At 38.8% G+C, this 21,547-nt stretch carries 19 protein-coding genes; 6 read left to right on the top strand and 13 right to left on the bottom strand.

Annotated features, from left to right (window positions below):
• Positions 1-6: 6 nt before the first annotated feature.
• Positions 7-1,023: an aspartate carbamoyltransferase catalytic subunit gene (locus tag AW165_RS08675; protein ID WP_002121555.1), complete on the bottom strand. Its 1,017-nt coding sequence runs from the start codon at positions 1,021-1,023 to the stop codon at positions 7-9.
• Positions 1,024-1,147: 124 nt separating this feature from the next.
• Positions 1,148-1,492 carry a hypothetical protein gene (locus AW165_RS08670; RefSeq protein WP_060465520.1) on the bottom strand — a complete coding sequence of 115 codons (345 nt, stop codon included), beginning with the start codon at positions 1,490-1,492 and terminating at the stop codon, positions 1,148-1,150.
• A 239-nt stretch (positions 1,493-1,731) separates the two neighbouring features.
• On the opposite strand from AW165_RS08670, the gene rlmKL reads away from it, so the two are divergent.
• Positions 1,732-3,942, top strand: a complete 2,211-nt coding sequence (rlmKL, locus tag AW165_RS08665; RefSeq protein ID WP_057085503.1) for a bifunctional 23S rRNA (guanine(2069)-N(7))-methyltransferase RlmK/23S rRNA (guanine(2445)-N(2))-methyltransferase RlmL — start codon at positions 1,732-1,734, stop codon at positions 3,940-3,942.
• Positions 3,943-3,960: 18 nt separating this feature from the next.
• Here the strand turns inward: rlmKL and AW165_RS08660 are convergent, their stop codons facing one another.
• A complete protein-coding gene (locus tag AW165_RS08660) occupies positions 3,961-4,377 on the bottom strand; it encodes a hypothetical protein (protein ID WP_017386366.1) in 417 nt (138 codons plus the stop codon).
• A gap of 268 nt (positions 4,378-4,645) precedes the next feature.
• Here AW165_RS08660 and AW165_RS08655 point away from each other — a divergent pair, with 268 nt between their 5' ends.
• Entirely contained in the window at positions 4,646-5,140 is a 495-nt protein-coding gene (locus AW165_RS08655) for a CinA family protein (protein WP_002121541.1), read from the top strand.
• A 50-nt stretch (positions 5,141-5,190) separates the two neighbouring features.
• On the opposite strand, the gene clpB is transcribed toward AW165_RS08655, so the two are convergent.
• On the bottom strand, positions 5,191-7,770 hold the full coding sequence (gene clpB / locus AW165_RS08650) for an ATP-dependent chaperone ClpB (protein ID WP_005070314.1): 2,580 nt from the start codon (positions 7,768-7,770) through the stop codon (positions 5,191-5,193).
• Positions 7,771-8,070: 300 nt separating this feature from the next.
• Here clpB and AW165_RS08645 point away from each other — a divergent pair, with 300 nt between their 5' ends.
• A complete protein-coding gene (locus tag AW165_RS08645; RefSeq protein ID WP_060465519.1) occupies positions 8,071-8,880 on the top strand; it encodes a M23 family metallopeptidase in 810 nt (269 codons plus the stop codon).
• On the opposite strand, the gene AW165_RS08640 is transcribed toward AW165_RS08645, so the two are convergent.
• From AW165_RS08640 to AW165_RS19150, 3 genes are all read right to left on the bottom strand, one after another.
• Positions 8,877-9,302, bottom strand: coding sequence for a GNAT family N-acetyltransferase (locus AW165_RS08640; RefSeq protein WP_005076986.1), 426 nt, complete (start codon positions 9,300-9,302; stop codon positions 8,877-8,879). The two genes, AW165_RS08645 and AW165_RS08640, sit on opposite strands and share 4 nt — an antisense overlap.
• A gap of 97 nt (positions 9,303-9,399) precedes the next feature.
• On the bottom strand, positions 9,400-9,822 hold the full coding sequence (locus tag AW165_RS08635) for an OsmC family protein (protein ID WP_002121528.1): 423 nt from the start codon (positions 9,820-9,822) through the stop codon (positions 9,400-9,402).
• Positions 9,823-9,900: 78 nt separating this feature from the next.
• The gene (locus tag AW165_RS19150; RefSeq protein WP_002121587.1) at positions 9,901-10,020 is read right to left on the bottom strand and encodes a hypothetical protein; all 120 of its coding nucleotides are present in this window, start codon (positions 10,018-10,020) and stop codon (positions 9,901-9,903) included.
• Positions 10,021-10,260: 240 nt separating this feature from the next.
• Between AW165_RS19150 and crp the strand changes: the two genes are divergently transcribed.
• Positions 10,261-10,968 (top strand): cAMP-activated global transcriptional regulator CRP, encoded by a 708-nt coding sequence (gene crp / locus AW165_RS08630; protein WP_005070320.1) that lies wholly within the window; start codon positions 10,261-10,263, stop codon positions 10,966-10,968.
• Positions 10,969-11,127: 159 nt separating this feature from the next.
• Positions 11,128-12,177 carry an NADP(H)-dependent aldo-keto reductase gene (locus AW165_RS08625; protein WP_060465518.1) on the top strand — a complete coding sequence of 350 codons (1,050 nt, stop codon included), beginning with the start codon at positions 11,128-11,130 and terminating at the stop codon, positions 12,175-12,177.
• Between the two features lie 54 nt (positions 12,178-12,231).
• Here AW165_RS08625 and AW165_RS08620 read toward each other — a convergent pair whose 3' ends face one another.
• From AW165_RS08620 to AW165_RS08595, 6 genes are all read right to left on the bottom strand, one after another.
• On the bottom strand, positions 12,232-13,011 hold the full coding sequence (locus AW165_RS08620) for a M48 family metallopeptidase (protein WP_057074204.1): 780 nt from the start codon (positions 13,009-13,011) through the stop codon (positions 12,232-12,234).
• Between the two features lie 115 nt (positions 13,012-13,126).
• Positions 13,127-13,444: a hypothetical protein gene (locus tag AW165_RS08615; protein WP_002121533.1), complete on the bottom strand. Its 318-nt coding sequence runs from the start codon at positions 13,442-13,444 to the stop codon at positions 13,127-13,129.
• Positions 13,445-13,566: 122 nt separating this feature from the next.
• On the bottom strand, positions 13,567-14,886 hold the full coding sequence (locus AW165_RS08610) for an adenylosuccinate synthase (RefSeq protein WP_002121613.1): 1,320 nt from the start codon (positions 14,884-14,886) through the stop codon (positions 13,567-13,569).
• 63 nt (positions 14,887-14,949) lie between these two features.
• Positions 14,950-16,116: an ATP phosphoribosyltransferase regulatory subunit gene (locus tag AW165_RS08605; RefSeq protein ID WP_014206187.1), complete on the bottom strand. Its 1,167-nt coding sequence runs from the start codon at positions 16,114-16,116 to the stop codon at positions 14,950-14,952.
• Positions 16,117-16,305: 189 nt separating this feature from the next.
• The gene (locus tag AW165_RS08600) at positions 16,306-17,391 is read right to left on the bottom strand and encodes a hypothetical protein (RefSeq protein WP_060465517.1); all 1,086 of its coding nucleotides are present in this window, start codon (positions 17,389-17,391) and stop codon (positions 16,306-16,308) included.
• 165 nt (positions 17,392-17,556) lie between these two features.
• A complete protein-coding gene (locus AW165_RS08595; RefSeq protein WP_005076995.1) occupies positions 17,557-18,576 on the bottom strand; it encodes a type I glyceraldehyde-3-phosphate dehydrogenase in 1,020 nt (339 codons plus the stop codon).
• Positions 18,577-18,845: 269 nt separating this feature from the next.
• Here AW165_RS08595 and alaS point away from each other — a divergent pair, with 269 nt between their 5' ends.
• Entirely contained in the window at positions 18,846-21,482 is a 2,637-nt protein-coding gene (alaS, locus tag AW165_RS08590; protein ID WP_032037792.1) for an alanine--tRNA ligase, read from the top strand.
• Positions 21,483-21,547: the final 65 nt, after the last annotated feature.

Genomic DNA, 21,547 nt, shown 5'->3' with positions numbered 1-21,547 from the left:
CATTCCTTACAACGTAATCGCTTCAATTAAACCTTGCTCTTGGAGTTGGCCTTGCATTGATAACGCCAATACGGCCATACGAACTGCAATACCATTGGTTACTTGTTTCAAAATAACCGACTGATCTCCATCAGCAACACTTGAATCAATTTCTACACCACGGTTCATTGGTCCCGGATGCATCACAATGCAATCTGGTTTAGCTAAACCAAGACGTTCTTTGTTTAAACCATACATTCTGTAAAATTCAGACTGTGAAGATAACGCTGGAGAGTCAATACGTTCGTTTTGAATACGTAAAGCAATAATGACATCACAATCGGTAATGCCTTCATCCATCTTGTTAAACAAGCGAACGTGCTCGCCATATTCCGAAAAGCCCACTGGCAATAATGTATTCGGTGCAATCACACGAATATCTTTACAACCTAGGGTTTGTAATGCAGCTACATCAGAACGTGCAACGCGAGAGTGTTTAATGTCCCCGATAATGGCAACGCTTAAATCTTCAAATGGTTTTTTAGTTTCACGGCGAATAGTCAGCATATCAAGCATCGCTTGCGTTGGATGTGCATGACGTCCATCCCCTGCATTAATAATCGCGACCTTAGGACATACATCTTTAGCAATAAAATGTGCAGCACCCGAAGATGAATGGCGAACAACAAAAATGTCTGCAGCCATTGCTTCAAGGTTCCAGAGCGTATCACGTAGAGTTTCACCTTTTGAAGTGCTTGAACGTGCAATATCAATGTTCAGTACATTGGCAGACAAACGTTTTGCTGCTGCTTCAAAAGTAGTACGGGTACGTGTGGAGTTTTCAAAGAAGAGATTCATAACCGTCAATCCCTCTAAGAGCGGACGGTTAATTAAATTATTATTATCATCTAAAAAGCTTTGTGCGGTATCTAAAATCTTGGTGAGGTTTTCTTTTGAAAGTCCCTCAATCGTTAAAAAATGTTTTAAATTTCCGTCTTGATTGAGCTGAACCTGGCTCGGTTGATGCAACGCTGCAATATGCATAATGGATTCCTATGGGTCGAATCGCGAAAACGTGCATAGTGTAGCTGAATTCCGCTCTTTTCGCAGAAGAACTTTACAGAATAAGGCCCTAAATTGACCAGAAAATTTAGAACCTTATTGGCAATTACCTTAATGCACCAATGTAATGGTGCGGAACTTGAGCCCGATAAATATCCTCAGCGGTAATTTCCGACTTTTCATCGACTTTAACAACAGCGATTTTTTCTTTTTGAGAAGGCTCTGGTATTGTATCAACCAACGATTTCAATCGCTCAACACTTCGTTTTAATTCGTCATCCTCTGTTTCTAGTGCAAGCGCAATGACATATTTTGCATAATCTTTATTTTGGACAACGTACATTGCATCTATTACCCGCCCCGTCACCCTACGCATGCGTACATATATTTGTGTAGATACTGAGAAAGCATCTGCATTAGCAATAAAACCATTCCCCATCATGTCTTTCATTTATAATTACCCCATCAATTTAAAATAATAAAGTGGTTAAAAACTGGCTATGTTTGTTAATTAAATAACCATTGATAGGATTGAGTTAGCAAAATACATACCACTTTAATTGTTTTAATCTTTAAAAATCAGTTTATTGGTTGGATTATGATAGGTTGCAATAATTTAAAAACCTTTACACATCAAAATAAGTTAAACTTTGCATCGTTAATATTTATATGTTTTGGTCAATCGAGTTTATGAATACCTCTTTACGTTTAAACCACTATTGGATTACTTGTGCTGATGGTTTAGAAGCCCTCTTACAAGAAGAAATAGAACAGCTTGGCACCAAAGTGACAGAACGTAAAGCAGGACGTTTAATCATTGAAGGAACGCTTGAACATGCTTACCGCATCTGTATGTGGTCGCGTCTTGCTTCTCGTGTTTTACTTCCGATTCATACTTATGAACTTGAACATACACACGATGCACGTGATGTAGCAGAAGAGCTTTATGAAGGTGCGATTAGTTTTGACTGGTCACTTATTTTTGCACCACAAAGTACCTTCGCTATTCGCTTACATGCAGAACGTGAAATTAAGGTTAACACTCAATTTGCAACGCTTAGAGCAAAAGATGGTGTTGTAGATTCCTTTATGGAAGCTGTAGGTCGTCGTCCGAGCATTGATACTAAACAACCAGAAATTACGTTGTATGTTTTAGCAGGTAAAACTGAGCATACATATTGCCTAGATTTATCAGGTGATTCATTACATAAACGTGGTTACCGTCGTTATATGACGGATGCACCAATTAAAGAAAACCTTGCTGCGGCAATCTTACAAAAAGCTCAGCTTCAACAGCGCAACCCAGAGATTGTGCTCGACCCGATGTGTGGTTCAGGTACATTTATTATTGAAGCATTAATGATTTTAACTGACCGTGCACCAGGCCTTGTTCGCCGTTTTGGCTTTAATGGCTGGCATGGTCATGACCGCGAGCTTTGGCTTTCACTCAAAGCTGAAGCAGCAGAACGTCATGAAAAGGCGCTTGAATTACCTTTACCTAAGTTTTATGCCTACGATGCAGACTGGGAAGCTGTAAAAGCCACCCGTGAAAATATTATTGCGGCAGGCTTTGAAAAAGTATTAGGTCAAATTCAGATTGAAGAACGTACTTTAGCGGACTGGCCTGATTTTTCAGCTGAAGGCAAAACTGCATTTATTGTGACTAACCCTCCATATGGTGAACGTTTAGGTGATAAAGCATCTAACCGCTCTCTTTACTTAGGTTTATCTGCACTTCTACAAAAACATTTCCCAAATCAATATGCAGCTATTATTGCAGCTCAAATTGAACAAGCCGATGTTTTAGCATTTGAAGCGCCTGAAACCTTACGTTTAATGAATGGTAAGTTACCGATTTACATTCGCTTTGGTTCAATTAAGCCAGAAAAAGTAACTCAGCCATTCTTAGCAACTTGGCAAGCTCAACCTATTGAAATGGAAGAAGCTCAAGATTTTGCTAACCGTTTGCAAAAAAATATGACTGCCTTGAAAAAATGGGCAACGAAAGAAAATGTTTATTGCTTACGTTTGTATGATGCAGACTTACCAGACTTTAATGTCGCTGTTGACTTATACGGCGATCGCTTACACGTTCAGGAATATGCACCACCAAAAACAATCGATCCTGAAAAAGCAAAAAAACGTTTTAATTTAGCGCTCGCTGCAATTCGTGCTGTTACCGGTTTAAACCGCGATGCTATCTTCATTAAGACACGTGCGCGCCAAACAGGTACAAATCAATATACGAAACAAAGCACAGCTTCAAAACGTTTTATCGTTCAGGAAGGTAAAGCTAAAATTTTAGTTAACCTGACAGATTACCTAGATACAGGTTTATTCCTTGACCACCGTCAAATGCGTTTACGTATTGCTCAAGAAGCTCGTGGTAAGCACTTCTTGAATTTATATAGTTATACTTCTACAGCCAGCCTACATGCTGCTTTAGGCGGTGCTGCAAGTACGACAAGTGTAGACTTATCCAATACTTACTTAAGCTGGTCAAAAGAAAACTTCGTTTTAAATGGCCTGACTGTAGATCACGCAGATGAACAGCACATGTTCTTTGCGAGTGACTGTTTTGAGTGGTTAAAAGAAGGCCACGAACAATACGACCTTATTTTTATCGATCCACCGACATTCTCAAACTCGAAAAAGTTCTATGGTACTTTCGATGTCCAACGCGACCATGTTTCACTGATTAAACGTGCAATGAACCGTTTAAACAGTGAAGGTACGCTTTATTTCTCAAACAACTACCGTGGTTTTGAAATGGATGAAGAAATCGAAGCTATTTTTCAGGTTGAAGAAATCACTTCTGAAACCATTGGCCCTGATTTTAAACGTAATCAAAAAATTCACCGTGCATGGAAAATCCAGCATCCTGGCCTAGATCAATATTAATAAGACTAGGGGTTATTATTACTTCACGGTAATAATAACCTCGCCATGAACATTTTTTGATTCAAAATCATATTTGGTAAAGCGGTCTGCTCTTTCCGGTAATGCCATCATTTCCAGTTTCTTCTTTTCCTTACTATCAATCACATGATTTTGTTTTTGTTCTTGATAAGGTGAAAGTACACTTGTTCTAAGTGCATCCCATCGAACCTGTTGTAAATAATTATCCCCTAACACCTGACGTGCTTGTTGTTGTTCTATCATTGGTTTCTTAGCATCGTCTTGAGCTTTCGCAATAATCACAGGTAAAGCTGCATTTACTGCCCCTGTTTGTGTTGCTAAGGCCCCTTCACTTAGAGGCTGTGCAGCCCATACATTGATGGGTATTAGCGAAATAAAACCTAAAATACATAGCGCAGGTCCTTGTTTATTGTTCATTGCATTTATCCTAAATTGTTATTGTTCGTTATATCGAACAAAATTAACAATTTTTTAAACATGTCGCAATGTTATAAATAGACTTCCCGACAATTAACATTGATCATTTTAAAACCTGAAATATTTCACAAGCATTTAGTGAATATTCAAGTTGTTTTATAGATTTTTATCTCAGACTTGTACAACACTGCTAAATCACTTACTGTAATTTTATAATTTATCTGTAAATTGATTTTATTTATAAATAAACACCATTCGAGGTGAAATAATGCTTCAGCAGTGCTGCCAACTATTAGAAGATCGCCAGCTCAAAATTGCTTTTATTGAGAGTGCGAGTTCGGGTTATTTAACAAGTCAGTTTTCTATTCACAAAAATAGTGGTGCAGATATTTTACTAGGTGGCTTAGTTAGCTACGACCCAAGTATTAAAATTAGTATTTTAAATATCGATCCAAAGTTAATAGAGACTTACACAGCAGAGTCACCGCAAGTCACAGAGGAAATGTGTAGGCTGGGTCAAAGCTTATTTCAACAAGCTGATATTATTGTCAGTTGTACTGGGCTATTAAAATCTGGCGGAAGTGAAACCCCAGAAAAACCTGTGGGCACCTTTTTTATTTGCATTTCTTACCAACAGCATATTTATCATTATCGTTATTTTTTATCTGGTCACTCAGAACAAAAGTTAAAGACATTAACTCAGAAAGTTTCAGATGCCATAATTGCTTTACTCACATCAACCATAAAAACTGATTCACCATAAAAAAAGAGAATATGTTTCCATATTCTCTTTTCAGTTTTAGCAGACAAAGCTTAGCTGAGTTTCATTTTATCAAAGACTAAATGCCCATTTTCGCCTTTAACTAGAATAGTATCACCTGCGACAAAATCACCCGACAAGATTTTTTGTGCTAATGTGTTTTCAATCTGTTGTTGAATCGCACGTTTTAATGGACGCGCGCCATAGACAGGATCGAAACCAGCATCAATCAATAAATCAAAAGCAGTGTCATCTACAGTTAAACTCATATCACGATCAACAAGACGTGAACGTAATCGATCCAACTGAATATCGGCAATACCACGAATTTGTGCTTTTTTGAGTGAATGGAAAATCACAAGCTCATCAATCCGGTTAATAAATTCCGGACGGAAATGCTGACTTACCGCATTCATTACAATGGTACGCACTTCATCGTCTGTTGCACCCTCACCTAGCTCACGTACATCTTGTGAACCTAAGTTCGAGGTCATCACAATCACAGTGTTTTTAAAGTCTACTACTCGACCTTGTGAGTCTGTTAAGCGACCATCGTCCAATACTTGGAGCAAGATATTGAATACATCAGGATGCGCTTTTTCGACTTCATCAAACAACACCACGCTATATGGCTTACGGCGAACAGCTTCAGTTAAAACACCGCCTTCTTCATAACCAACATATCCTGGAGGTGCTCCAACCAAACGGCTAACCGAATGTTTCTCCATGAATTCACTCATGTCGATACGAATCATGGCATCATCACTGTCAAACAAGAAGTTAGCTAAAGCTTTAGTCAACTCAGTTTTACCAACACCTGTTGGACCCAAGAACAAGAATGATCCACTAGGACGATTCGGGTCAGACAAACCGGCACGTGAACGGCGTACTGCATTAGACACTGCAACAACTGCTTCATCTTGCCCTACAACACGGTCATGTAAAAACTCTTCCATATTAAGGAGTTTTTCACGCTCGCCTTGCATCATTTTAGCAACCGGAATTCCTGTCGCAGCACTAACAACTTCGGCAATTTCATTTTCAGTTACTTTAGTACGAATGAGTTTTGGCTCTTCGTTCTCTTCTGCAACTTCATCTTGCTCCAGTTGTTTTTGTAACTCTGGAATTACGCCATACTGTAAACGTGCTGCTTCAGCCAAATCGCCTTCACGCTGAGCTTTCTCAAAAGCAATACGTGCTTTATCAAGTTCCACCTGAGCCTGTTTAGTACCTTCTACCAAAGTTTTTTCAGACTTCCAGATTTCTTCAAGATCGTTGTATTCTTTCTCGACTTCAGCAATCTGTTTTTCAAGATGAGTGACTTCAGCTTTACTGCCTACATCTTCATCTTTTTTCACAGCTTCCAATTGCATTTTCAACTGGATTAAACGGCGATCGAGCTTATCAAGTGCTTCAGGTTTAGAGTCAATCTCCATTTTAATACGAGAAGCTGCCTCATCAATCAAATCAATTGCCTTGTCTGGTAATTGACGATCAGTGATGTAACGATGTGACATTTTCGCCGCAGCAATAATCGCAGAGTCTAAAATTTGCACACCATGGTGAGTGGCATATTTTTCTTTAAGTCCACGTAAAATTGCAATCGTATCTTCAACACTTGGCTCATCAACCAGTACTTTTTGGAAACGACGCTCTAAAGCTGCATCTTTTTCAATATATTGACGATATTCATCTAAGGTCGTCGCACCCACACAGCGCAATTCACCACGAGCCAACGCAGGTTTTAACATATTACCTGCATCCATTGCGCCATCACCTTTACCTGCACCTACGAGTGTATGTAACTCATCAATAAACAGGATGATTTCGCCTTCGTGTTTTGCCAAGTCTTTTAAAACAGCTTTTAAACGTTCTTCAAACTCACCACGATATTTAGCACCAGCCAGTAATGAACCTAAGTCGAGGGATAAAACACGTTTATTTTTTAATCCCTCTGGCACTTCACCATTCACAATACGCTGTGCCAAACCTTCAACAATAGCGGTTTTACCTACACCCGGCTCACCAATAAGAACAGGGTTGTTTTTGGTACGACGCGATAAAACCTGAATAGTACGGCGAATTTCATCGTCACGCCCAATGACAGGATCAAGTTTTCCAGATAAAGCACGTTCTGTTAAATCAATCGTATATTTATTAAGTGAGTCACGTTGGTCTTCGTGATTATTACTCATGACTTTGTCATTACCTCGAATATGTTCAATTACTTTGCGTAAGCTGTCGGGAGTTACACCTACCGCACTTAAAATATTTTTAGTTTCGCCTGTCTCTGCCAAACCTAATAAAACCCAGTCAGTTGATAAAAATTCATCACCTGCCTTTTGCGCATATCTGTCTGCCAAATTAAGCGCTTTAACGGCTTCTGGGTTTAAGTTAACATCACCCGTTGGGTTGGCAATTGTCGGCGCATCTTTTATAGCCTGTTCAAGTTTTTGTTTAAGTTCAGGTAACCGTGCACCTGCTTGTTGCAACAAACTAATATTTGATGGCTCTTCTAACAAGGTAGACAAAATATGAATACCTGCGATAGCAGTATGGTCTTTACCCATCGCTAAAGATTGAGCATCTGAGAGGGCTTGCTGCAAGCGGTTTGTAAATTTTTCAAAACGCATTCTTGTTATTCCTCACAACAAATTTGTACTTGTCTAATAGATGGGAACACTTCTTCGAATTTCAAATAAATTTTTATATATTTTTCATAATGTTATAAAAATAACAGTGAGTAAAACTCCATTATAATATGGGATTGTTTTGTATATATTTCAAGTACAGTTCAGCTACATTTTATTAAAATGCTTGAATATTTAGATTCATGCTTATTCTTACTACGCTTTTCACAAAGTCTTCATTGAGAATTTAGTAATTAAGCTTTAGTTTATCTTGCTAGTTTCCTACTCGTTTTGAAATGAAAAATGCACTTTAAACATATTATATTAACAACAACTTGTCTTTTTACTTCGGCACTGGCAATCGCTCAGCTCCCCCAAGACTCCAGACGACCTGGTGGAATTGCAGTTGTTCCTCTAAGTACTGATATTACTCAGGTCACTTTTCAACGAAAGCCTGTTTTAATTAGCCAAGAAGGTCAGCAGCGTTATGCCGTGCTTGGTATTCCTTTATCTACTCCAATCGGCAGTATTCAACTCGACACAAATAAAGCCCCGATTCAAATAGAAGTTAAGTCTTATCCTTACGCAGAACAACGGATTAAAGTCACGAACCAAGATTATGTGAACCCTAATCAAAGTCAATTAGACCGCTACGCTCAAGAAGCAAAAGAACAAAATGATGTGTATACCTCATTTACACAGAGCTCATGGCAAACCCTACCCACATTTATACGCCCGACTTCAGGGAAATTTAGCAACTCTTTTGGAAGAAAGCGCTTTTTCAATGGCGAGGAACGCGCGCCTCACTCAGGTCTAGATATTCCTGCGCCAGTAGGACAAAAAGTTGTTGCTCCGGCAGATGGTGTTGTTATCCAAACTGGATCTTATTTTTTTAATGGACAAACCGTGTTGATTGATCATGGCCAAGGCTTAGTCAGCATGTTCTGCCATTTAAGCGCAATTAAAGTAGAGAAAGGCCAACATATCCGCCAAGGAGAAACGTTAGGTTTAGTAGGCAAAACAGGACGCGTGACAGGCCCTCATCTGCATTGGGGCATGAGCCTTAATAATGCTCGGGTAGATCCTCAGCTTTTTTTAAATATAGCTCGTTAATTTAAAGCTTTACGAAAATACTTTGGCGCTTCGACATAGCCTTCTCTTAGGTAAAATTGATGTGCCAAAGGTCTTTGCATTCCTGAATGCAGTTCCATTCGATCACACCCTCGGCGTCTGGCTTGTTGCTCAGCCTCCTTTACGAGTAAATGCCCTACACCTTTGCTACGCATATTCTCATCAACACACAGATAGCATATTTTGGCAAAGTCACCTTGTAAGGCAATTTGCGGAATAAAGTAGAGAGATAAAAAACCATAAATTTTACCCCTCTCTTCAGCAATCAAAATTTGTGAATTAGAGTCATTATGGAGTATCTCAAATTTTTCTTGAATAAGAGCAAAAGGCTGTGGGTATCCCATCTGTTTAAGTAGATCACATATAGCTTGAGTATCTTTTGATTTAGCAGAACGAATATTCACCTTTCTTCTCTCTATTATTTTTTAGTTATTTTTGACAATAAAAAAAGCCAACTCTCATGTCAGCTTTTTTTTTAATTTCTAGCTATCAAAAAATGCCTTATTCCGCTTCAATAATTTCGAAGTCATGTGTAATTTCTACACCACCATCGGAAAGCATTTTACTCGCTGAACAATATTTCTCGGCAGACAATTCAACTGCTTTTGCAACCTGCTTTTCTTTCACAGCTTTACCAGTTACCACAAAATGTAAGTGGATTTTAGTAAACACAGCCGGAATTGCGTCAGCGCGCTCAGCTTTTAAATTACATACAACATTCGTCACATCTTGGCGAGATTTCTTTAAAATAGTCACAATATCAAACGAAGCACACCCACCAAGTCCCATTAATATCAGTTCCATAGGACGTGGACCACGGTTTTCACCACCATACTCAGGTGAGCCGTCCATGATGACACTATGCCCACTATCCGATTTCGCTTCAAAAGCAACATTCTCTAGCCAATGTACACTTGTTTGCATTGCAACTACCCAAAAAAAATTATAAATTTAAGCAGGGTCTGTTGACATTTCATCTATGGATTGCGTTATAGCTAAAAATTAATCCAAATAAGACGCAAAACCCAGACAATGGCAATCCTTTGTCCAGTTTTGTAATAAAGTTTGTGAAATTTCAGCCATAATCTGAGTTGCAATTAAAGCAGCGCAGGCATAGCGCAAGACCAAGTTATTTTGTACGTTCCATTGTTAAGATCTATTTATTTAGAATGGCTAAATTTCATAGTTCTTATTTGGTACGTCTAAAAGAATTGTCTTATGTTGCAACCATCTGTGAAATGTCAACAGGCCCTTGTTTTGTACACTAACATAAAATGAGTTGATAAGGAATTTCATCTCTTCTGTGTAATAGCTCATCTCGAGCTTGTGTGAATTGTTTACCCTATTCGGAACATATTAAGCATGACTTCAAATTTTTCACAACTCAGCACAGATGCTTTATCTCCGGGGCAACTACCTGAATCCGTTAAAGCATTGTTAAAACGTGCTCACATCAACAGATATCCAAAACGAACCACAATTGTTGATGCCGGAACAGAGTCAAAATCTTTATATTTAATTTTAAAAGGCTCAGTTTCAATTATTTTGCGTGAAGATGACGAACGTGAAATTGTTGTTGCGTATTTAAATCCGGGCGATTTCTTTGGGGAAATGGGGCTTTTCGAACCGAACCCTCAACGTACAGCCGAAGTTCGAACTCGTGATGTCTGTGAAATTGCAGAGATCTCTTATGACAACTTCCACGAACTTAGCAAACAATACCCAGACTTAAGCTATGCTGTTTTTGCACAATTAGTTCGCCGTCTAAAAAATACGACTCGTAAAATGACAGATCTTGCGTTCATTGATGTGTCTGGCCGTATTGCTCGTTGTTTAATCGATCTATCTTCTCAACCAGAAGCAATGATTTTGCCAAATGGTCGTCAAATTCGTATTACTCGTCAAGAAATTGGCCGTATTGTTGGATGTTCGCGTGAGATGGTTGGTCGTGTACTCAAAACCTTAGAAGATCAAGGTATGATCCAAACTGATGGTAAAGCCATTCTTATTTTTGATGCATCATTAGAAGAAAACACTGTTTCTGATGATGACTACGACGATGAAGAATAATATTCATTAAATTTTTAATAAAAAGCAAACTTCGGTTTGCTTTTTTTATATGCAACAATGAGTTAATACACAAAACTTACAAACTATTCTAATTTTATGATTTAAGTTGAATACATATTCTCCGTTAGGCTAACTCAAAATTTCCAAGGATTACGCTGTATGCAATTTAACCCACTTAGTCGCACAGGCCTTAAACTTCCAGAAATTTGTTTAGGCACCATGACATTTGGTGAGCAAAACTCCCAACAAGAAGCTTTTGAACAACTCAATTACGCCTTGGCACATGGTTTATATTTTTGGGATACGGCAGAGATGTATTCCGTTCCACCAAAACCTGAAACTTATGGAGCAACTGAAACGATTATTGGCAATTGGTTTGCCCAAAATGGACAACGTGACAAAGTCTTTCTCGCATCTAAAATTGCAGGTCCGGGCTTTGGAGGAACACACATCCGAGAAGGCAATACACGCTTTAACAGCGACCATATTGCTAAAGCTCTAGATGGATCACTTAAACGCCTCCAAACGGACTATATCGACCTTTATCAACTACATTGGCCTGAACGTCATACCAACTTTTTCGGTACGCTCGCTTATGGCAATCAGCAAGCTGAAAATGATTACGACACAACACCTCTAGAAGAAACATTACTCGCCCTACAAGAAGAGATTAATCGCGGACGCATTCGCTATATTGGTTTATCAAATGAAACCCCGTGGAGCACTATGAAATTTTTACATTTGGCCGAAAAGCTAGGTGTCAGTAAATTTGTAAGTGTTCAAAATCCATATAGTCTTCTTAACCGTACTTATGAAATAGGTATGTCAGAAATTGCTAAATATGAAGATGTCGGCTTGCTCGCCTACTCTCCTCTGGCTTTTGGTTACCTAACGGGTAAGTTTAGAAATGGCGCTCGTCCTGCTAATGCTCGTGTAACACTATTTCCGCGTTTTAGCCGCTACAGCAACCCTCAAAGCGAATGGGCGACTGAACAATACGCACAGCTAGCAGAAAAACATGGACTAAGCTTAACTCAGATGGCCTTAGCTTTTATTAAACAACAATTCTTTGTGACCAGTACAATTATTGGTGCTACTAATTTAGATCAACTCAAAGAAAATATTCAGGCATTTGAGATTGAATTACCAAGTGAAGTTCTAAAAGGTATTGAGGCCATCCATACCCAACAGCCCAACCCTGCTCCTTAAATAAAAAACGGATGCTAAAGCATCCGTTTTCTTTACCTATACAAAATTTACATCTTATCTGCGGCTATTATAAACTGCCATTGCCGCAGGTAGGTTTTTACGCATATCACCAATACGTTGTGAGTTAGATGGGTGAGTAGACAAGAAGGATGAACCACCGCCACCTTCAAGCTTATTCATTTTTTCCCAAAGCGTAATCGCTGCATTTGGATTATAGCCTGCACGCGCCATCAACATTAAACCACCTTGGTCAGCACGACTTTCCAAGCTACGAGAATATGGTAAGCCCACACCCACTTGTGTACCTAACTGAGCAGCAGCAGTACCGAGTTGGCCTACATTATTACCCGCATAGCTTAAACCGATACCTAGAGCTAAATCAGTTAAAGCTTGTGCACCGATTTTACTTTTTGCATGCTCTTCTAAAGCATGTGTCATTTCATGTCCCATAACAGCTGCAATTTCAGCATCTGTCAGGTTCAATTTATTCACAATACCTGTATAGAACACTACTTTGCCACCAGGTGCAACGTAAGCATTAATCGTATCTGATTTCAACACCGCTAACTGCCAGCTAAATGGTTGACCAGTCTGATTCATCTGGTTAGCATATGGTTTTAAACGGTTGAATACAGCATTAATACGGTTATATGTACTAGAGCTTGTATCGAGAGCACCCTTACCACGTGCTTCCTGCACCATCTTATTAAAACCTTGAGCAGATTGAGCATTTAAGGTTGCAGTATCTGCACCAGCCATGTCCGCTACTGTTGCACAGCCAGAAATGGTCATCACACTTGCAGCACACAAGCTTAAAAAGAGTTTTTTATTCATAACACGGATCACCTAAATCGATAAAAAGCTGTTTATTCTTTTGCACTTATTATAAGAAATACCACTGATGCTTTGAATGTCTCATTTCTCCATGATCATAGTATTTATGTAACGATCAAGTAGATAAAGTCATCAAATAAATCCAGAAAATTAAACAAATTACATTTAAACCCAAATAAACATGACTTAAGGTTTTAACTTTCTCTTCAAGATTAGGACTTTCCCGTTTCCAGAGTAAATAACTATTTTGTATGAGTACTACAGGAATTAACACACATGCGAACAAAACCGACAAGCTCATAAAAGCGGTCATAAAGAAATCTTCATGATATTCCTGTCCATAAATAACCAACATCGCCAGCGTGGGTGAACCACCAATAGCAAATAAAAAAGAATAAAAAATTGTTTTTGAAATAGTTGGTTGCAGCTTCATCCTGAGCCCATCCTTCCTTATCTATATATAACGTTTTAATCTGAATCTAATAAAATGAAAACTGCACTTTAGTCGGGTATAAAAAAGGCCCCCTTTCAGGAGGCCTTTTTAATCTTTGCTAATTAAGCAGAGAATGGATGACGTAAAACAATTGTTTCTGCACGATCTGGACCAGTTGAAACGATATCAATCGGACATTCGATTAATTGTTCAATACGCTTAACATAAGCCAAAGCATTTGCTGGTAATTGATCGATACTAGTTAAACCAACAGTCGACTCGCTCCAACCAGGCATAGTTTCATAGATTGGCTTCAAGCATTCAAAAGAAACCGCATCTGAAGAACCTACACAACCTGAATCTGTATTTTCATAACCTACACAGATTTTTACTTCTTCCAAACCATCTAAAACGTCAAGTTTAGTTAAGCAAATACCTGAAAGTGAGTTTACATCTACAGAACGGCGAAGAATTTCAGCATCAAACCAACCACAACGGCGTTGACGGCCAGTAGAAGCACCAAATTCATGACCAACTGTACCTAGATGTTTACCAATCGGATCACCAGAATCAGCAGCTGCATCGTAAACCAATTCAGTTGGGAATGGACCAGCACCTACACGTGTTGTATAAGCCTTAGTAATACCTAATACATAATCAAGATGTAAAGGTCCCATACCTGAACCAGAGCTTACGCCACCAGCAGTTGTATTTGAGCTCGTAACATACGGATAAGTACCGTGGTCGATGTCTAGAAGTGAGCCTTGAGCTCCTTCAAACATTACAGCCTTACCTTCTTTGCGATAGTCATGCAATACTTTAGTCACATCAATAACTAATGGAGCAAGTACTTCACGCCATTGGTTGCAAAGAGCCAATACATCTTCAAATTTAACAGCTTCTACACCGTAGAACTGAGTTAATTGGAAGTTATGTAACTCAAGCATTTCTTGGAGTTTTTCTTCTAACGCTGCACCACCACGAACAAGGTCAGCAACACGCACTGCACGGCGAGCCACTTTATCTTCGTATGCAGGACCAATACCACGACCTGTAGTACCGATTTTAGCATTACCACGTTTCTTCTCACGTGCCTGATCAAGTGCAATGTGGTTAGGCAAAATGAGTGGACAGTTTGGAGAAATACGTAGACGTTCTTTAACAGGAACACCTTCTGCTTCCAAAATTCCCATTTCTTCAATTAACGCGGCTGGTGACAGTACTACACCATTACCAATTAAGCACAATACGTTTTCACGTAAAATGCCTGATGGAATGAGGTGCAATACAGTCTTTTTACCACCTACGACAAGAGTATGACCTGCGTTATGTCCGCCTTGATAACGTACTACCGCAGCCGCCTGATCTGTGAGCAGGTCGACGATTTTACCTTTACCTTCGTCGCCCCATTGGGTACCAAGTACCACAACATTTTTGCCCATAATAGCCTCATTACATCATGCTGTTAAAATTGGAAACCACCAGTAAAAATTTACCGATGGCGATTAAATCTTTTCAATATTCCATTGTCCATTTTGCGACACGAGTTGATGGGTCGCATATGGAATAGAACTTAAATCATCATTACCTAACAATTGAACTACACGTAAACCTTGAGCACGTGCATTCGAAATTGCTGAGAGTAAATCCTGTTCTGAGCCTTTTGGAGCAACAACAGTTTCGATTTCGGCGAACTGATTTGCACCTAGGGCATATAAATCACAACTAAAGCCAGTAGCAGGACGTGCACGGCCAAAGTGCTCACCAATACCATCATAACGACCACCCTGCGCTAAAGGCGCAGCACGATTCGGTGCATAGACCGCATACATTAAGCCAGTGTGGTAGTGATAACTACGTAGCTCTACAACATCAATACCGATATTGAGATTTGGCCAACGGCCTTTAATTTGCGCAAGTGTCGTTTTAAGTGCATCTAATGCTGATTTAAACTCAGCATCTTGTAAGATGTTTGCACTTAAATTCGCCTGCAATGCTTCTAGATCACTAGAATAGCGGCCAAGTGCATAGAAATCAGAACCCATATTGAGGTTTTGAGTAAATTCAGCTAACTCTGGTAACGCTTTTCTTTGATAAAGATCTGAAAGCTCATGCTCTTCATTTTTTGACAGTCCAGCACATTTTACTAAACTGCGGAACAACCCTACATGGCCCAAATCTAGATGTGCGCCTTGTAAAGTGTAGATATTCTCGATCAACCCCAGCATAACATCGACCATTTCGACATCAGCTTCGATACTGTCATGCCCGTATAACTCTGCTCCTAATTGTAGAGGTGCACGTGTGGCATTAAAATTTTGTGGTTTAGTATGTAATACAGTCCCTGAATAACAATAACGTGCAACGCCTTCAACTGGTCTTACATGTGCATCGATACGTGCAACTTGCGGTGTCATATCAGCACGAACACCGAGTAAACGGCCTGAGAGCTGATCAATGACCTTAAAAGTTACTAAATCTAAGTCTTGATTTGATTCTGATAATGAAGACAACGATTCGATGTATTCGATAAATGGTGTATATACCAATTGATAACCTCGTACCGCGAGGAAATCTAAAGCTTCACGGCGAAGTTTTTCAATGACTTGCGCCTGTTCCGGCAATACATCTGCTACCCCGTCAGGCAGCAACCATGTCTCTGAAATGGTCATATTTCAAGCCTAAAATCTGATCAACGTGGAACGACCCCACATAAAAAAATCGGGAACACACCCGATTTCTCTTAGTGTAGCATGATACTTTGTGCCATGCACCTGACAATTTGCATAAATCTTTCTTAATAAACTCTAAAGTCAAAAAGAAGATTTTATGAATTAATAATAATATTCAATACCTTATTCTCATTCACTCATATCATAGACAAAAGTTCTTCGACCAAAGAATGGGCCAATATCTGAGCTATCTCCTTGTTGCCAGTTAACCAGATTTAATCTTTGAATAGCTTGAGCTGCTTGAGTATTAAAAGCAAAGCAACCTTTTTCAAGATTTGCAATTTTTAGCTTTTGTCTGAAAGCAATTAATGAATGCACATTATTAAGCGGGTTATCTTCTATAGAATACAAATGAGACTTTTCATACGCTAAATTTCTATCAGCATCCCACCGACTACTTGATATAAAATTAATAAAAAAAGCAGACTGGTTATTATTATTTCCCAATGCGCTTTGAATATCACCAGTTTCTAAGTTTTCTAAAACAGTTAAGTTATAACCATACCACTGCGAATTTAGAAGCCTAAAATACTTTTTATCTTGGCCTAAGTTATTATATCTTTCGACAATTGACTGCTTTTTCTCACTAAACGAAGGATTTGAATTAAAACTAGATATATAAGAAATATAAGATTGATTCCATTGAGTTTCTTTTAAACGATAACAATAACTATTTTTTGGAAACCTAACATTCTTATAATTTTGGTAGAAGTCTATTAAATTTTTATCAAGTTGATTGTGAAGGCCCGTTTCTAAATTTTTATTTTCTTTATAGCCCGGTAATACACGATCAAAGATATTTTCACCCTCTAAATTCACAATTTCAAATTTTAAATTTTCTTTCAAATCAGGCGTTAATTCATACGTCCAACTGCTCGGTGTTAACCTTTTCAGAGTATGTGTTTGTAAGGTCCCTTTATTTAAAACTTTCTGTTCAGTTAAAAGTTCAGTTTCTAGCGGTTGGTTATGTGACTTTGCAAAAAAGATTTCATTATTCTTAATTGAATATTGAGTAATTTCAAAAGAATCACTATAGATACTTGAAGAAATATCAGAAGGTTGATAATAGATTTGGTAAATTTTGTCTTCTTTTTCTAAATTATTTTCGCCTTGATCATGGGTATTTTGATCTGAGCCTTCACCACCGCAAGCAGCTAAAATAATAGTAGATGTAAAAATTAAAAAACCACTTATTCTTTTTGAGTTAAATTTCATATGAACTCTATAATTAAAATTTTAATGTTTGCGAATCATACAAATAGATATAATTTTACACAACACTAATATTTAGAATTTTAATTATTTGAACTTTTCATATTAGAAATTAACAACCATAAAAAGGGTATTAATTTAACACCCTTAAATGATTTAAAATCATATTTAGAAAGAATCACACAGATCCAATAAACGATTTGCATAGCCCCATTCATTATCGTACCAAGCAAATACTTTAGCTTGATGCCCTACAACCATAGTTTGAGTTAAATCAACGATGAGTGAATAAGGTGAATGATTGAAATCACTCGAAACTAATGGCTCATCTGTTACCGCCATAATTTCTGCATAGTCTGTTTGAGATGCTTTAATTAGTATTTCATTAATGTGATGCACAGTAATTGGAGATTGCGCGATAAAAGTTAAGTCAATTGCCGCCACATTAATAGTTGGTACACGAATTGAATAACCATCAATACGGTCTTCCATTTTAGGCATAACACGCTTTAATGCGCCGAGTGCACTAGATGTGGTCGGGATAATATTTTGCCCTGAAGCTCTAGCACGACGTAAATCACGATGTGCGTGGTCAAGAACAGATTGATCTGCTGTCACTGCATGAATTTCTGTCATAAGCGCAGTTTCAATACCGAAAGCATCATCAATGATTTTGACTAATGGAACTAAAGCCTGCGTAGTACATGAAACGCTTGATATGATCTGATCAGTCACTTTGACTTCATTATGGTTCACACCATAAACAATGGCTGCGTCAACATGATCAAAAGGTGCCGCCCCAATAATGACCCGCTTCGCCCCTGCTTGTAGATGACGTGTCGCATCCGCATGAGAACGGAACAGTCCTGTACACTCAAGTACCACATCAATATCTAAACTAGACCATGGTAAAAGTTCAGGTTGTTTCTGCTTTAAAACCTCAACTTTTAGCGTTCGTTGATTTGACTGAATATTCAAAAAAACTTTTTCATTTTCAATGAATATATCTACATTTCCATTGAAGCGGCCGTGCGTAGAATCATATTTAAATAAATGCACTAATGTCTGGACATCTGCTATATCGTTAATCGCCACGATTTCAAAATGAAATTGTTTTGGGCTTTCGAACCAGGCGCGTAAAACATTACGTCCAATCCGACCAAACCCATTAATGGCGATACGTTGCATGACCAATCCTTATCAACAAAACTACAAACTAAAGAAGGCATATAGTAAAGCACGTCAAGGCCAATTGAATATAGATTTTTAGCCAAATCACAGTTTTGTAAGATATTCCTTTTAAAATCGTTGGTTCGGTGGGGTTTTTCCGCTACAATTTAGCGTTTTTAAAAAATAAGCCCCGTATCACATGCAAGGTTTGGCATAAAACAAACAGGCATTGATACATTTAGCCAAATTCGAAAATATGGAGTGACTTGGTTGTGAGTACTCGTTTAATGACATCTGCTGAAATTCGTGAAGCATTTTTGCGCTACTTTGAAACGCAAGGGCATACACGTGTCGCGTCGAGTTCTCTTGTTCCTGCCAACGACCCAACTTTATTATTTACAAATGCTGGGATGAACCAGTTTAAAGACTGCTTTTTAGGTCTTGAGAAACGTGACTATGTGCGTGCAACTACATCTCAAAAATGTGTACGCGCTGGCGGTAAACACAATGACTTAGACAACGTTGGCTACACTGCACGCCACCATACATTCTTCGAAATGTTAGGTAATTTCTCATTCGGTGATTATTTCAAACGTGATGCACTTAAATTCGCATGGGAATTTTTAACCAGCGAACAATGGCTTGCTTTACCAAAAGATAAACTTTATGCCACGGTTTACCACACCGATGACGAAGCTTACGACATCTGGAACAAAGAAATCGGTTTAGCGCCAGAACGTATTATCCGTATTGGTGATAATAAAGGCGAAAAATACGCATCTGATAACTTCTGGGCAATGGGTGATACTGGTCCATGTGGTCCATGTTCTGAAATTTTCTTTGACCACGGTGATCACATTTGGGGTGGCTTACCTGGTTCTCCTGAAGAAGATGGCGACCGTTTCATTGAAATCTGGAACAACGTTTTCATGCAGTTTAACCGTACTGCTGATGGCGTGCTTCACCCTCTTCCTGCTCCGTCTGTTGATACAGGTATGGGCTTAGAGCGTATCTCTGCTGTATTGCAACATGTTAATTCAAACTATGATATTGACCTGTTCCAACACTTATTAAAAGCTGCTGCCAACATTATCGGTATTGAAGACCAAGGTCAGCCTTCTTTACGTGTTGTTGCAGACCATGCGCGTTCATGCTGTTTCCTCATTGCTGATGGTGTAAACCCAAGTAATGAAGGTCGTGGTTATGTACTTCGCCGTATTATCCGTCGCGCTGTGCGTCACGGTAATAAACTTGGTGCAACTGGTACGTTCTTCTACAAAATGTTGCAACCTTTAATTGAAGTTATGGGTGATGCATATCCAGAGCTTGCAGCTCGTAAAGATGTGATTGAAGCAACTTTAATTCGTGAAGAAGAACAGTTTGCAAAAACACTTGAGCAAGGCTTGAAACTACTCGAAGGTGAGCTTGCTCAGTTAAAAGACAAAACTATTCCTGGTGCGACTGTATTTAAACTTTACGACACTTACGGCTTCCCGACAGACTTAACTGCTGATATTGCACGTGAACGTGACTTTATTATTGATGAAGCTGGTTTTGAAGTAGAAATGGCAGCACAGCGTCAACGTGCTCGTGATGCTGGTAAGTTTGCAGTTGATTACAACAATATTGTAAAAGTGGATGGCGAAACTCAGTTTGACGGTTACATCAACACCACTGGTCAAGGTCAAATTGTAGCGATCTATAAAGATGGCGTACAAGTTGATGAAGTTTCTGAAGGTGATGAAGCGCTTATCGTTTTAAACCAAACTCCTTTCTATGCTGAAAGTGGTGGTCAGATTGGTGATACTGGTATCTTCAAAAACGAAACTGGTATTTTTGAAGTTCAAGATACTAAAAAGTCAGGTGGTGCCTTTGTTCATCAAGGTATTGTGACCGTTGGTAGCCTTAAAGCAGATCAAAATGTTGAAGCGATTGTTAAAGCAGACATTCGTGAAGCAACTGCACGTAATCACTCTGCAACTCACCTATTACATGCTGCCCTTCGTCAAATCTTAGGTTCACATGTACAACAAAAAGGTTCTTTAGTTGCAAGCGATATCTTACGTTTCGACTTTGCTAATGACCAACCTGTAACTTTTGAACAGTTACAACAAGTTGAGCGCTTAGTGAATGCAGAAATTATTGCAAATAGTGCTGTAACAACCGAACTTCTTGATATCGAGGCTGCAAAAGCTAAAGGTGCCATGATGTTGTTCGGTGAAAAATATGGTGATGAAGTACGTGTACTTTCTATGGGTTCAATTATTGATGAGAAAAACTTCTCAATTGAACTTTGTGGTGGTATCCACGTTAAACGTACAGGTGATATTGGTTTATTCAAAATCACTTCTGAAGGTGGTGTAGCTGCCGGTGTACGTCGTATTGAAGCTGTTACAGGTACTAAAGCGCTAGATGTAGTACAAAAAACTGATGCTGATATCCAGCACATTAATGGCTTATTAAAAGCACAGAAAGACCAAACTGTTGAGCGTGTACAAGCCAATGTTGAATTGGTTTCTGCATTACAAAAGCAGATTGAACAGCTCAATCAGAAATTGGCAAACTTCCAAGCGTCAGAATTGATTGATCAGGTACAAACCATTGCTGGTCGTCAAACGCTTATTACCACTGTTCAAGGTGTAGATGCAAAATCACTTCGCAACTTACACGACAGTGTTAAATCGAAATTAGAGAATGCAGTTATTGTGTTAGCTGGTGTAGAGGGTGACAAAGTCAGCCTACTTGCTTCAGTTGCATCACAATACACTGCAACTCTAAAAGCAGGTGACATCATCAAACATCTAGCAACCGAGTTAGGTGGTAAAGGTGGTGGTAAACCTGACTTAGCACAAGGTGGCGCGCCACTTAACGAGAAGTTTGGACAAGTTATCGCAGCATTACCTGCATGGCTTGAACAAAAATAAGACTTCACTTTTTGTGTAACTGACCCTGAAAAGCCTCTCAGGGTCATGGCTTATATGGAACAACT

The organism is Acinetobacter sp. LMB-5, from assembly GCF_001541635.1.
GTDB lineage: Bacteria > Pseudomonadota > Gammaproteobacteria > Pseudomonadales > Moraxellaceae > Acinetobacter > Acinetobacter pittii.
The sequence above is the reverse complement of the archived record's forward strand: the minus strand, read 5'-3'. Positions and strand labels throughout refer to the sequence as shown.

Coding starts and splice junctions, on each gene's coding strand:
- AW165_RS08675 (WP_002121555.1), bottom strand. CDS start 1,023: ATGCATATTGCAGCGTTGCATCAACCGAGCCAGGTTCAGCTCAATCAA.
- AW165_RS08670 (WP_060465520.1), bottom strand. CDS start 1,492: ATGAAAGACATGATGGGGAATGGTTTTATTGCTAATGCAGATGCTTTC.
- rlmKL (WP_057085503.1), top strand. CDS start 1,732: ATGAATACCTCTTTACGTTTAAACCACTATTGGATTACTTGTGCTGAT.
- AW165_RS08660 (WP_017386366.1), bottom strand. CDS start 4,377: ATGAACAATAAACAAGGACCTGCGCTATGTATTTTAGGTTTTATTTCG.
- AW165_RS08655 (WP_002121541.1), top strand. CDS start 4,646: ATGCTTCAGCAGTGCTGCCAACTATTAGAAGATCGCCAGCTCAAAATT.
- clpB (WP_005070314.1), bottom strand. CDS start 7,770: ATGCGTTTTGAAAAATTTACAAACCGCTTGCAGCAAGCCCTCTCAGAT.
- AW165_RS08645 (WP_060465519.1), top strand. CDS start 8,071: ATGCACTTTAAACATATTATATTAACAACAACTTGTCTTTTTACTTCG.
- AW165_RS08635 (WP_002121528.1), bottom strand. CDS start 9,822: ATGCAAACAAGTGTACATTGGCTAGAGAATGTTGCTTTTGAAGCGAAA.
- crp (WP_005070320.1), top strand. CDS start 10,261: ATGACTTCAAATTTTTCACAACTCAGCACAGATGCTTTATCTCCGGGG.
- AW165_RS08625 (WP_060465518.1), top strand. CDS start 11,128: ATGCAATTTAACCCACTTAGTCGCACAGGCCTTAAACTTCCAGAAATT.
- AW165_RS08620 (WP_057074204.1), bottom strand. CDS start 13,011: ATGAATAAAAAACTCTTTTTAAGCTTGTGTGCTGCAAGTGTGATGACC.
- AW165_RS08615 (WP_002121533.1), bottom strand. CDS start 13,444: ATGAAGCTGCAACCAACTATTTCAAAAACAATTTTTTATTCTTTTTTA.
- AW165_RS08610 (WP_002121613.1), bottom strand. CDS start 14,886: ATGGGCAAAAATGTTGTGGTACTTGGTACCCAATGGGGCGACGAAGGT.
- AW165_RS08605 (WP_014206187.1), bottom strand. CDS start 16,116: ATGACCATTTCAGAGACATGGTTGCTGCCTGACGGGGTAGCAGATGTA.
- AW165_RS08600 (WP_060465517.1), bottom strand. CDS start 17,391: ATGAAATTTAACTCAAAAAGAATAAGTGGTTTTTTAATTTTTACATCT.
- AW165_RS08595 (WP_005076995.1), bottom strand. CDS start 18,576: ATGCAACGTATCGCCATTAATGGGTTTGGTCGGATTGGACGTAATGTT.
- alaS (WP_032037792.1), top strand. CDS start 18,846: ATGACATCTGCTGAAATTCGTGAAGCATTTTTGCGCTACTTTGAAACG.